This window comes from Catenulispora sp. GP43, assembly GCF_041260665.1.
Classification (GTDB): Bacteria; Actinomycetota; Actinomycetes; order Streptomycetales; family Catenulisporaceae; genus Catenulispora.
Window position 1 is genome coordinate 261,079 of the sequence record NZ_JBGCCT010000009.1, and the last position, 12,105, is coordinate 273,183.

Genomic DNA, 12,105 nt, shown 5'->3' on the forward strand with positions numbered 1-12,105 from the left:
CCTCCTGCTTTGGGGCCTGGTCACCCCCGATCCTGGCCGGGAGCAGGCGCCGGGCGCCTCGGGCCGCGGTCGGCACCCGGCTGAGACCTTGGTCCTCAGACCGTGACAGCACCTGCTAGCGGCGCTAGCATGCTGTCATGGGCAATCAGCAGTTGAACGCGCGCGTCCCCGACGCGATCGCCGAAGCGGCCCGCGCCGCCGCGGCGGACGCGGGAGTGAACCTGGGCGAATACCTGACCCGGCTGATCGACGCCGACACCCGGGGCCGCCGGGCCGTCTTCGACTCGGTCTTCGACCAGTTCGTGCAGGACGCCAAGGCCTCCGGCGCCTTCGACGACGACCTGCAGCCGGCCGCGTGAGCCCTGAGGACGCACCCGGTCATCCGATCGACATCGCCTGGCTGCTCGACGCCGCGCAACGGCTCCCGGGGGACCCCGCCGTCCTGGACTACGGCGCGCTGTTCGCCGCCCTGGCCCGCACCGAGGCCGTGGTCCTCGGCCGCCGGGTCTACGAGCAGCCGCACCACCGCGCCGCCGCCCTGCTGCACCAGCTGGCCCGCGTCCCGGCACTGGAGAACGCCAACCGGCTGTTCGCCGCGGCGACCGCGGTGGCGTACCTGTCCGCCTGCGGCCTGCGCGTGCTGCCGGACCTGCGCGAGGCGGCCCAGCTCGCGGGCGACGCGGCCGAGGGGAAGGTGGACGTGCGGGCCATCTCCTGGGTCCTGCGGAACTGGACCAGGGCGGCGTAGCGCCGCAGTAGCCGCGCTCTAAAGCACCGGCAGGTACCGGTTCAGCTCGAACGGCGTCACCTGGTGCCGGTAATCCAGCCACTCGGCGCGCTTGTTCCGCAGGAAGAAGTCGAAGACGTGCTCGCCGAGCGTCTCGGCGACCAGTTCGCTCTCCTCCATCCGCGAGATGGCCTCCGACAGCGACGAGGGCAGCGTCTCGATGCCCAGCGCGCGCCGCTCGCCGTCGGTGAGGGTCCAGATGTTGTCCTCGGCGCCGGCGGGCAGCTCGTACCCCTCCTCGACGCCCTTCAGGCCGGCCGCCAGCATCACGGCGAAGGCCAGGTAGGGGTTGCACGCCGAGTCCAGCGAGCGCACCTCGACGCGGCTGGACTGCGACTTGGAGGGCTTGTACATCGGCACCCGGACCAGCGCCGAGCGGTTGTTGTGGCCCCAGCTGATGTAGCTGGGGGCCTCGCCGCCGCTGAACAGGCGCTTGTAGCTGTTCACGAACTGGTTGGTGACCGCGGTGAACTCGCTGGCGTGGTGCAGCAGGCCGGCGATGAAGCTGCGGCCGGTCTTGGACAGGCTGTACTCCGCGCCGGGCTCGTGGAAGGCGTTGCGGTCGCCCTCGAACAGCGACAGGTGGGTGTGCATGCCGCTGCCGGGGTGCTCGGCCAGCGGCTTGGGCATGAACGAGGCGTACACGTCCTGCTCCAGCGCCACCTCCTTCATGACGTGGCGGAACGTCATGATGTTGTCGGCCGTGGACAGCGCGTCGGCGTAGCGCAGGTCGATCTCCTGCTGGCCCGGGCCGCCCTCGTGGTGGCTGAACTCCACCGAGATCCCCATCGACTCCAGATGGGTGATGGCCTGGCGGCGGAAGTCGTGGCCGATGCCGTGCGGGGTGAGGTCGAAGTAGCCGGAGTGGTCCACGGGCTCGGGGGCCTTGCCCGGCTTGGGCTGGCCCTCGAACAGGTAGAACTCGATCTCCGGGTGGGTGTAGAAGGTGAACCCGCGCTCGGCGGCCTTGGCCAGCGTGCGCTTGAGCACCCAGCGGGGGTCGGCGTAGCTGGGGGCTCCGTCCGGCATCAGGATGTCGCAGAACATGCGCGCCGTGCCGGGGGACTCCGCGCGCCACGGCAGGATCTGGAATGTCGCGGGGTCGGGCTTGGCCAGCATGTCGGACTCGGCCACCCGGGCGAAGCCCTCGATCGACGACCCGTCGAAGCCGATGCCCTCGCTGAACGCCTGTTCAAGCTCCGCCGGGGCGATCGCGACGGACTTCAGGAAGCCCAGGACGTCGGTGAACCAGAGGCGCACGAAGCGGATGTCCCGCTCTTCGAGGGTGCGGAGTACGAACTCCTGCTGACGTTCCATGAGCACAGTATGAACGAGGTGCGTTTCCGTGTGATTACGGCACCAGGAAGTCGCGTGCGCGCGGACGGCTCGTGGCCATGCGGTAACGGTAGGAGCGCAGTGGCCAGTTGTTGACGACCCGGCCGCCGGCGGTCATGTACCAGGAGGTACAGCCGCCCTCCCACGCGGTGCGGCTCAGCAGCCGGCGCATGGTCGCGTCGTACCGCGCGAGCGCCCCCTCGGCCACCTCGACCTGGCCGTTCCGGGCCGCTCGGAGCCAGCTCATGATGTACCGGACCTGCGACTCGATCATGTAGACCACCGAATTGTGGCCGAGGTTCGTGGTCGGACCGTAGAGCAGGAACATGTTGGGGAACTCGGGGACCGCTATGCCAAGGTACGCGGTGGCGCCTTCCCGCCACCGGTCCTGGAGCCGTACCCCGTCCCGACCAACGATGTCGATCGGCGCCAGGAACTCTGTGGCCCGGAAGCCGGTCCCGTAGACGAGCACCGAGACGTCGCGTTCGCGGCCGTCCGCTGTGCGGACCCCGCCTGTGGTCACCTCGGTGACCGGTTCGGTGACCACCTCCACGTTGTCCCGCGCGAGCGCCGGGTACCAGTCGTCCGAGATCAGGATGCGCTTGCAGCCGATCGGGAAGTCCGGGGTGAGCTTGGCTCGCAGGTCGGCGTCGTCGGGGATCTGCTTGTTCAGGTGACGTGTGGAGAACTTCTGTACGACGCGTCCCAGTGGGCTTCCCGCTATGGCGGAGTACAACAGCGTCTCCCCCACCACGGCGTACATGAACCCGCGCATCGCCAGGCGGAGGCCCGGGACGGTGCGGAAGGCGCGGCGGGCCAGCGGACCGAAGGCGTAGTCGTACTTGGGGATCACCCAGTTCGCGGACCGCTGGAACACATAGAGCGTGCGCGCATAGCGGGCGATCTCAGGGACGAACTGCACGGCCGACGGACCGGTCCCGATGACGGCGACGTCCTTCCCGGCGAACGCCTCCGGCGGCCACGCGGCGTCCCACCGCGCCGAGTGGAACGCGGCCCCCGCGAACGTCTCGCGTCCGGCCACAGAGGGGTACCGCGGCCTGTTGAGCTGTCCCACGCCGCACACCAGTACCCGGGCGGTGTATTCGGACCCGGCGGCATCCCGGAGCCGCCACAGGCGCTCCTGCGGCTCCCAGTGCGCGGCGACGATCTCCGTACCGAGCCGCAGATGTGGTCCGAGTTTCCAACGCCTCACACAGCGGTGCAGGTAGTCGAGGATCTCCCGCTGCTTGGGATAGGCGCGTGACCATCCCGCATAGCGTGCGAACGAGTATGAGTAGAGGTGCGAGGGCACATCGCATCCGCACCCGGGATACACGTTGTCGCGCCAGACCCCGCCGATGTCCGCGCCCTTGTCGAACACGACGAAATCCCGGACGCCGTCGCGCTTCAACTGGATCGCCATACACAGCCCGGAAAACCCGGCACCGACGATTGCGACTTGATGTGCAACCTGATGCCCGGGACCGGTCGTCATGTACTGAGTAGACCGCCATACCGACGCCGCGTCGACATGGCGGCCGGTGCCGTACTCCGACACCTCGGGAGCAAACCGGTCCATACCCGAACAGAAGGGGACGGGAATCGGTCACACCGGGTATTCGCGAGGAAACTCTGAAGATCTTTGCCGAAAATCTCTCCGGAACCCCTCGCCAAGCGTTGTTGAACGGAGAATAATCCTGCAACGAGACCTCATCGTCCCCCCGTGCGATGGGGTCTCCCATCCCGAGGCCTCACCGTCCCCCCGTGCGGTGAGGCCTCGGACCTTTTCTGGGTAGGGGACACCGGAGGAGGTCGTCATGATCCTGGTGACCGGAGCGAGCGGGACATTGGGCCGTCTGCTCGTCCCGACGCTGACCCGGCGCGGCGCGGACGTGCGCGCCCTGAGCCGGCGGACGCGCGGCGGCGCGGGGCCCGGCGGGACCGGCTCGTTCGAGTGGGCCGTCGGCGACCTGGGCACCGGCGCCGGACTGGACGAGGCCGTGGACGGGGCCGACGTGATCGTCCACGCCGCCTCCAACACCCGCGGGCAGGGCCGGGGCGACGCCGACGCCGTGTGGCGCCTGGTCGAGGCCGCCAAGCGCGGCGGGCGCCGGCCGCACCTGGTCTACATCTCGATCGTCGGCGTGGACCGGCACCACTTCGGCTATTACCAGGCCAAGTACCAGGCCGAGCAGACCATCGAGGCCAGCGGGCTGCCGCACACCGTCCAGCGGACCACGCAGTGGTTCCAGCTGCTCGACACCTTCCTGACGCTGGCGACGAAGTCGCCGCTGGTCCCGGTGCCCTCGGCGCCGTTCCAGCCGCTGGACGCCCACGAGACCGCCGGCCGCCTGGCCGACCTGGCCGGCGGCGAGCCGCTGGGCCGCGCCGAGGACATGGGCGGGCCGGAGCTGCTGGACGGTGCTGAGATCGCGCAGGCGTACCTGCGCGCGACCGGCAAGCGCCGGCTGCTCCTGCCGTTCCGGGTGCCGGGCAAGGCCGGACGGGCGTTCCGGGCCGGGGTGCACACCAGCCCGGAGAACCGGCAGGGCAAGACGACGTGGGCGGAGTACCTGGCGGCCAAGTACGGGGGCTGATCCGTCGATCAGCGCGCGGCGATGCCCTCCAACAGGGTGTCGACCACACCCTCCACGAACTCCGGAGTCACGGCCGTGCCGGGGTGTTCGGACTTCATCGTGTGCACGATAGGCCCGGCGAACATCCGCACTGCGAGCTCCACGTTCAGGTCCGCGCGCAGCTCCCCGGCGGCGACGCCGTGCCGCAGGATCATCCGCAGCTGCTCGCGCCGGGGCTCGATCGCGACCTGCTGGTAGCGCCGCACCAGCTCCGGATGCGCCGTCGCGGCGGCCATCACCGAGGCGAACACCAGGCCGGCCATGTCCTCGTGCATGAGGCCCACCATGGTGTTCAGGTACTCCAGGATCCGCTCGCGGGTCGAGCGGTCGTCGCTCAGATCCGGCGGCGGGCACTCCTGCCACAGCGTGGCCATCGAGTCGACGACCAGGCTCTCCTTGTTCGGCCAGCGGCGGTAGACGGTCGCCTTGCCGACGCCGGCCCGGGTCGCGACCTGCTCCATGGACAGCGAGCCGTAGGGCACGCCCTCGCTGAGCAGGCCCAGCACCGCGTCGAGGATGGCCCGCTCGGCGGCCTCGCTGCGCGGCCGGCCGGGCCGGCGGCGGCCTTCCCCGGCCCCGGATCCAGACCCGGACCCGGACCCGGCGCAGGCCGGGTCGGCGCGGACGCCGTCCACGTGCCCGGGATGGCGCTCGTCGGGGCGGCGGCCGTCATGGATCATCGTCATAACGCTCCATCATCTCGTCGATGCCGGGCCGAGGGGGGACAACACGGGGGAAACCGCGTGCCGTCCCCCGTGTCGGCCCCTGTGTCCGGCCACGGCGCCCCGCTAGGCCACTCCCGCGGCCTCGGCCGCGGCGGCGGCGTCGCTGCCGGTCTGGCGCTGCGGCCCCGGCGCGCCGGAGGCCTTGCGCGGCAGCCAGGTCAGCGACACGAGCGCGGCGAGGAAGGCCACGATCGCCGAGATCGTCACCGTCATGTGCATCGCGTGGATGAACGCGGCGTCGGCCTGCGGGTAGAAGCGGGCCAGCACCGGGAAGTGCTCCCCGGCGCCCTTGGTCGCCTGGATCGAGCCGTCGATGTCGTGCAGCGCCGAGGAGTTCGGGACCACCGTCTTCAGCGGGCCCTCCATCCGGCTGCGGTAGGCGGTGGTGAGCAGCGTGCCCAGCACCGCGACGCCGAGCGCGCCGCCGACCTGCCGGACGGTGTTGCTCACCGAGGAGCCGACGCCGGCCTTCTCGCGCGGCAGCGAGGTCATGATCGTCGTGGTCGCCGGCGGCATCACGTTCGCCATGCCCATGCCCTGCAGGAAGAAGATCAGCAGCAGCAGCCAGGCCGCCGAGGTCTGGTTCACGAACTGGTACATCAGGAACGTGACACCGATGGTGACCATGCCGAAGGTGGACACCGCCCGGGCCCCGAAGCGCTGCACCAGGCGGGCCGACAGCGGCGAGAAGATCAGCTGCGCCAGCGCGAACGGCGTCAGGAACAGACCGGCCTTCAGCGGAGTGTAGTTCAGCACCGACTGCAGGTAGAAGGACAGGAAGAACAGCACGCCCATCATCGCGAAGAAGGACAGGCCGACCAGCATCACCGAGGCGGAGAACGGCCGCGAGCTGCGGAACAGCCGCACGTCCAGCGCGGGGTGGTCGGTGCGCAGTTCCCAGTACACGAACCCGGCGGACAGCAGCACCCCGGCGGCCAGCGAGCCCCAGATCTGCGGGTTGCCCCAGCCGACGTCCGCGCCGCGGATGATGCCGTAGACGAACACCACGATCCCGGCCATCGACAGGAACACGCCCAGCGGGTCCAGCTTGCCGGGCTTGGGGTTCTTCGAGTCCGGCACCAGGATCGTCATCGCGATCAGCGCGATGACGATGATCGGCACGTTGATCAGGAAGACCGAGCCCCACCAGAAGTGGTCCAGCAGCAGACCGCCGAGAACCGGGCCGATGGCCACGCCCAGGCCCACGCCGCCGGCCCAGATGCCGATCGCCTTGGGCTGCTCCTTGGGCTCGAAGACGTTGGCGATGATGGCCAGCGTGGCCGGCATGATCGCGGCGCCGAAGAAGCCCATCGCGGCCCGGGTGGCGATCAGCGCGCCGGGACTGCCGGCGTAGGCGCACAGCACCGAGGCGATCCCGAACCCGACCATGCCGGCCATCAGGATCTTCTTACGGCCGAACCGGTCCCCGACGATGCCGAAGGTGAACAACAGGCCGGCGAACACCAGCGTGTAGGAGTTGATCGCCCATTCCAGATCGGACTGCGAAGCCCCCAGACCCGGCTGGTGCGGGTCGGTCTTGGGCTGCGAGATGATCTTGAGCGCGACGTTCAGGATCGTGTTGTCCAACACGACGACGAGCAAGCTGAAGATGAGCACACCGAGGATCGCCCACCGGCGCCTCTGCAAGGTCTCCCGATCCACTGCCTTTGAAGACAACACCGTCCCCTATCCCCTCGATCGGTACGGGTTTGATCCGATACGAAACGGGGCCGTATCGATTTCCCACGGCGACTGTACGCCCGCGAGTATCGAGACGCAACCGTTTCGTATTGAACTCCGGGGGAAGCCCGCGGGACCGGTCAGGGCTGGGAACGAACGCCCATTCCGCCGGAGACGACCAGGTTGTCGCCGGTGACGTAGCCGGCAGCGGCCGAGGCGAGGAAGGCGACCGCCTCCGCGACGTCGGCGGCGGCGCCGACCCGGCCGAGGGGCACCTGTTCGCCCCAGGCTTCGATCATGTCCCGAGTGACGCCCAGCTTGCTGTAGGCCGGGGTGTCGATCAGGCCGGGACTGACGGCGTTGACGCGGATGCCGCGCGGCGCGAGTTCGAGCGCCAGGGCCCGCATCATCGGGAGCAGCGCGCCCTTGGCGGCGGTCATGGCGGCGCCGAGTCCTTCGCCGGCACCGATGGTGAACACGACCGAGGCGCCGTCGTTCAGCAGCGGGAGCGCCTTCTGCAGCGTGAAGAAGGCGCCCTTGACGTTCACCTCGAACAGGGCGTCGAAGGCCGCTTCGTCCGTCGACTCGATCGGCCCGGGACGGGATATGCCCGCGTTGAGGAAGAGCACGTCGAGGGAGCCGAACTCGCGGCGGGCGACGTCGATCGCGTGGTCGAGGTCGGGCAGGGAGCGGGCGTCGGCGCGCACGACCAGGACGTCCGCGGGGAGCCCGGCGTCGGCGACCCCGTCCAGGCCGGTGACCAGCACGCGGTGACCGCGGGAGTGGAGCAGTTCAGCGGTCGCCTTGCCGATGCCGCTGGTTCCGCCGGTGATGAGAGCTGTCCGCGTCTGCATGATTGTCAGCCTACGCCAATCTGGCAGTCACTGCCAGGATGGCAGCGGTTCGCTAGCCTGGGGGCATGACGACCTTGTGGGACCGGACCCGCCGACTGGCTTCCCAGGAGATCCTCGACAACGCCCTGCGCCTGTTCACCGAACAGGGCTACGACGAGACCTCCATCGCCCAGATCGCCCGCGAGTCCGGGGTCTCCCAGCGCACCCTGTTCCGCTACTTCGGCACCAAGGAAGACCTCCTCGGCGGCGACCAGCAGCGCTTCGGCCAGGTTCTGACGGCCACCGTCAGCGAACAGCCCGCCGAGGCCGATGCCTGGGAAGTTCTGCGCGCGGGCATCGTCGCGGTCCTGGCCCTGCACGAGAGCCACGAACAAGCGCTGAAACGGTTCCGCCTGCTGCACAACACCGCGTCGCTGCGCGCCGGCTGGCTCGAGAAGCGGCTCCGTTTCCAGGACGAGTTGCTGCCGCTCATCACGCCGCGCATGGACGGCACGGAACTGGCCGCACGCGCGGTGATCGCGACCGCGTTCGCGTGTCTGGACGCCGCGACCATCGCCTGGGTCGCCAACGACGGCGAGGACGACGTCATGGACCTCTACGACGCGTGCCTGGCCGCGGTCCGCGGTCGATGATCTCGACGGCAGAAATACCCTCCCCCTGACTCCATGCCCTTATGAAGGCTGTCCGCGCAAGCTCTTGGGAGACGTGCCGTTCGACCAGATCGCGACTTAACCCTGACAGAGCCCTGACAGCCCCTACCGATAGGTGTCGGCGGAACCGCCGGCGACCTGATCGATCAACGCGGTCAGCCGGTCGCGGAAGCCCATCCGCCGCCCGCTCCCCCGCCCGGTGCCGCCCTCGCCCTCCCCGGCGGTCGAGGCGAGCAGGTGCTGCGCGGCGTCGAAACCGGGCACGATCCCGTTCTCCGGCACCAGAAGCGCGTCGTGCGAGATGGTCAGCAGCTCGCCGGAGGTCTCCTCGTCCTCCGCAAGGGTGAGGATCGCCGCGCCGCGCTTGCGGGCGTCGTCGACGCGCTCCAGCAGCGGCGCACCGGGGTCGTCGGGCGCCACGATGAACACCGCCTCGCCCTTGCGGGCCTGTTCCAGCCGGGCCAGCGGCACCGCCAGGTGCGGGGGCGCGCCGTCGGGGATCCGGTGGCGCACCAGGGTCGGCGCGAGCTGCGGCAGGTTCGCCAGGCCGGCTTCGGTGTCCAGATGCGCGGCGAGGTGCCAGGGCTCCTCTTCCGGCGTGCCGACCAGAAGCAGGCCGCCGGGGCTGCGCGGGGCGCGCCGAAGGGTGCGGGCGAAGCCGCGACATTCGCCGAACCACGGGGTGCCGCTGACGAGTTCGCGGAGGAAGGTGGTCTGCTCGGCATCCATGGCATTCATACTGCCGGTCCGGACGCCGCCAGGACACCCGGACCGGGATATTCAGTGTGGATCAGGGCTCAGTGGTACGAGTGCGACTCGTCCGGGTACACCCCGTGCACCACGTCGGCGGCGAAGGCGCGCGCCGCGTCGCCCAGCAGGGCACGCATGTCCGCGTACTGCTTGACGAACTTCGGCACACCGCCGGGGGTCAGGCCCGCCATGTCGGTCCAGACCAGGACCTGCGCGTCGGTGCCGGCCCCGGCCCCGATGCCCACGGTGGGGATGTCGATCTCGGCGGAGACCCGGGCGGCCAGCTCGGCCGGGACCAGCTCCAGCACGATCGCGAAGGCGCCGGCGTGCTGCAGCGCCTTGGCGTCCGAGATCAGCTTCTCGGCCTCCTCGTCGCCCCGTCCCGCTATCCGGTAGCCGCCCAGGACGTTCACCGACTGCGGGGTGAGCCCGATGTGCGCCATCACCGGGACGCCGGCCTGCACCAGCGCCTCGACCTGAGGCAGCACCCGGCGGCCGCCCTCGAGCTTGACCGCGCCGACGCCGGCCTCCTTCATGAACCGGGCCGCGGTCTCCAGCGCCTGCGCCGGCGAGGACTGGTAGGAGCCGAACGGCAGGTCGCCGACGACCATGGCGCGCTTGGTGCCGCGCACCACGGCGCCGGAGAGCATGACCAGCTGGTCGACGGTCACCGGCACGGTGTTCTCGTACCCGAGGTGGTTGTTGCCCGCCGAGTCCCCGACGAGCAGGACCGGGATCCCGGCCTCGTCGAAGACGCCGGCCGTGAGGGCGTCGTAGGCGGTGAGCATGGCCCACTTCTCGCCCTCGCGCTTGGCCTTGGCCAGGTCCCGGACGGTGACCCGGCGGCCGGTCCCGGTGCCGCCGTACAGCGAGAGCTTGGGCTGGGCGGATGCCGCGGATGACGCGGACGATGGTGATACTGCGGATTCCTGCGTGGCGCTGCTTTCAGCGGACATGCTGGTTTCTCCTTGAAGAGACGACTCGAGGCGCCGAAGCGGCGTACCCGGACGAGGCTGATCGTCTCACGCTCCGGACCCCTTGTTAAGAGGCCGCGACCTCGCTCCCGCCCCATCCGTGACTCTGCTCACACCGGTCCTAAAGTCGTTTGCGGGGCGTGGGCGCGGACCCGAACAATGCGGCGCGTGACTGCACACCCTGCGGCGCCCGGCGACGCGTCGCAGCAGGGCCCCGCGCCCCGTCGCCGATGGCGCGATCTGAGCGTCGACGTGACACCGCTGAAGGTCTCGCGCGACTACCGGTTCCTGACCGCCTCCTCGGTGATCTCCGGCTTCGGCTCGTTCCTGACCTATGTCGCGGTCCCCTTCCAGATCAAGGAGCTCACCGGCTCCGCGCTGGCCGTCGGCCTGCTCGGGGCGACCGAGCTGGTGCCGCTGGTGGTGTGCGGGCTGTGGGGCGGCGCGCTGGCCGACGCGATGGACCGGCGCAAGCTCGTGGTGTCGACCGAGGCGGCCTCGGCGCTGCTGTCCGCGCTGCTCCTGGTGAACGCGCTGCTGCCGCATCCGGCGCTGTGGCCGATCTACGCCCTGACGGCCGCGTTCGCGGCGGTGAACGGCCTGCAGCGGCCCTCGCGGGAGGCGATCGTGCCGCGCATCGTGCCGCCGGACCTGGTGGTGCCGGCCGGGGCGTTGCAGTGGCTGCTGGGGTCGTTCACCCAGATCGCGGGTCCGGCGCTGGGCGGTGTGCTGGTCGCCACCACGGGGCCGACGGCCTCCTATGTGGTGGACGCGACGACCTTCGTGATCTCGGTCGGCTTCCTGCTGCGGCTCAGGCCGTCGCCGCAGGGCGAGGACGCCGAGGAGGCCAGCCTGCGCGGGATAGCCGCCGGCTGGCGGTACGCGCGCAGCCGACAGGAGCTGATCGGGACGTATGTGGTGGACATCGCGGCGATGACGTTCGCGATGCCGACCGCGCTGTTCCCGTTCCTCGCCGACCATCTGCACGCCTCGTGGTCCCTGGGCCTGCTGTACGCCGCGCCGGCGGTCGGATCCGCGCTGGTCTCCCTCACCAGCGGCTGGACCAAGCACGTCCACCGGCACGGCCTGGCGGTGATCTGGGCCGCCGGGGCCTGGGGCGCCGCGATCGCGCTGGTGGCCGCCACGCAGCAGGTCTGGACCGTCCTGGCCTGCCTGGCCGCCGCCGGCGCCGCGGACGCGGTCAGCGGGGTGTTCCGGATGTCGATCTGGAACCAGACCATCCCCGACGCGCTGCGCGGCCGGCTGGCCGGGATCGAGATGCTGTCGTTCTCGACCGGACCGATTCTGGGACAGGTGCGCGCCGGGTCGATGGCGGCGCTGCGGGGGCCGGTGTTCTCGGTCGGGTTCGGCGGCGTGGCCTGCGTCGGGGCGGTGGTGGGGCTCGCCGCGTGGCTGCCCGGGTTCCGGCGCTACGACGCGCGGAGCGACGTCCACGCGGTCGCGGTCCGCGCCGAAAGGCTGGCGGCGCACGCTGAGCCGTCCCTATGATCGAAGGCCGTTGACTGTCCTAACGAGGGGTTTGACATGGACAACGGGGACCGGAACGGGCCGCCGTGGGGCGCGCCGCCAGAGGAGACGGGGGACTCGGGCGGGCCGCCGCCGGGAGGATTCCCCTGGCAGGGGAACGGTGGACCGCAGAGCGGGCCCCAGTACGGACCTCAGGGTGAGCCGCAGAACTGGACTCAGGGCGGGC

General features: G+C 70.5%; 12 protein-coding genes. 5 read left to right on the forward strand and 7 right to left on the reverse strand.

Annotation, left to right across the window (positions count from 1 at the left end):
* Nucleotides 1–137 precede the first annotated feature (137 nt).
* Complete coding sequence (locus tag ABH926_RS20565; RefSeq protein ID WP_370367298.1) at nucleotides 138–359, forward strand: hypothetical protein; 222 nt, start codon at nucleotides 138–140, stop codon at nucleotides 357–359.
* Nucleotides 356–748, forward strand: a complete 393-nt coding sequence (locus ABH926_RS20570; RefSeq protein WP_370367299.1) for a fic family toxin-antitoxin system, toxin component — start codon at nucleotides 356–358, stop codon at nucleotides 746–748. Before ABH926_RS20565 ends, ABH926_RS20570 begins: the two co-directional genes overlap by 4 nt.
* A gap of 18 nt (nucleotides 749–766) precedes the next feature.
* On the opposite strand, the gene ABH926_RS20575 is transcribed toward ABH926_RS20570, so the two are convergent.
* Nucleotides 767–2,104 carry a glutamine synthetase family protein gene (locus tag ABH926_RS20575; protein ID WP_212020760.1) on the reverse strand — a complete coding sequence of 446 codons (1,338 nt, stop codon included), beginning with the start codon at nucleotides 2,102–2,104 and terminating at the stop codon, nucleotides 767–769.
* Between the two features lie 34 nt (nucleotides 2,105–2,138).
* On the reverse strand, nucleotides 2,139–3,617 hold the full coding sequence (locus ABH926_RS20580) for a flavin-containing monooxygenase (protein ID WP_370367300.1): 1,479 nt from the start codon (nucleotides 3,615–3,617) through the stop codon (nucleotides 2,139–2,141).
* 322 nt (nucleotides 3,618–3,939) lie between these two features.
* Here ABH926_RS20580 and ABH926_RS20585 point away from each other — a divergent pair, with 322 nt between their 5' ends.
* On the forward strand, nucleotides 3,940–4,719 hold the full coding sequence (locus tag ABH926_RS20585; RefSeq protein ID WP_370367301.1) for an SDR family oxidoreductase: 780 nt from the start codon (nucleotides 3,940–3,942) through the stop codon (nucleotides 4,717–4,719).
* Between the two features lie 8 nt (nucleotides 4,720–4,727).
* Here ABH926_RS20585 and ABH926_RS20590 read toward each other — a convergent pair whose 3' ends face one another.
* The 3 genes from ABH926_RS20590 to ABH926_RS20600 all read right to left on the reverse strand — a co-directional run bounded on the left by ABH926_RS20590 (nucleotide 4,728) and on the right by ABH926_RS20600 (nucleotide 8,017).
* Nucleotides 4,728–5,444, reverse strand: coding sequence for a TetR/AcrR family transcriptional regulator (locus ABH926_RS20590; protein WP_370367302.1), 717 nt, complete (start codon nucleotides 5,442–5,444; stop codon nucleotides 4,728–4,730).
* Nucleotides 5,445–5,546: 102 nt separating this feature from the next.
* Nucleotides 5,547–7,100, reverse strand: coding sequence for an MFS transporter (locus ABH926_RS20595; protein WP_370367303.1), 1,554 nt, complete (start codon nucleotides 7,098–7,100; stop codon nucleotides 5,547–5,549).
* Nucleotides 7,101–7,303: 203 nt separating this feature from the next.
* On the reverse strand, nucleotides 7,304–8,017 hold the full coding sequence (locus tag ABH926_RS20600) for an SDR family oxidoreductase (RefSeq protein ID WP_370367304.1): 714 nt from the start codon (nucleotides 8,015–8,017) through the stop codon (nucleotides 7,304–7,306).
* Nucleotides 8,018–8,082: 65 nt separating this feature from the next.
* On the opposite strand from ABH926_RS20600, the gene ABH926_RS20605 reads away from it, so the two are divergent.
* Entirely contained in the window at nucleotides 8,083–8,649 is a 567-nt protein-coding gene (locus ABH926_RS20605; RefSeq protein ID WP_370367305.1) for a TetR/AcrR family transcriptional regulator, read from the forward strand.
* Nucleotides 8,650–8,772: 123 nt separating this feature from the next.
* On the opposite strand, the gene ABH926_RS20610 is transcribed toward ABH926_RS20605, so the two are convergent.
* Together ABH926_RS20610 and panB are read right to left on the reverse strand one after the other, a co-directional pair.
* Complete coding sequence (locus ABH926_RS20610) at nucleotides 8,773–9,396, reverse strand: hypothetical protein (protein ID WP_370367306.1); 624 nt, start codon at nucleotides 9,394–9,396, stop codon at nucleotides 8,773–8,775.
* A 68-nt stretch (nucleotides 9,397–9,464) separates the two neighbouring features.
* The gene (panB, locus tag ABH926_RS20615; protein WP_370367307.1) at nucleotides 9,465–10,373 is read right to left on the reverse strand and encodes a 3-methyl-2-oxobutanoate hydroxymethyltransferase; all 909 of its coding nucleotides are present in this window, start codon (nucleotides 10,371–10,373) and stop codon (nucleotides 9,465–9,467) included.
* A 177-nt stretch (nucleotides 10,374–10,550) separates the two neighbouring features.
* Here panB and ABH926_RS20620 point away from each other — a divergent pair, with 177 nt between their 5' ends.
* Entirely contained in the window at nucleotides 10,551–11,900 is a 1,350-nt protein-coding gene (locus ABH926_RS20620) for an MFS transporter (RefSeq protein ID WP_370367308.1), read from the forward strand.
* The last annotated feature ends 205 nt before the right edge of the window (nucleotides 11,901–12,105 follow it).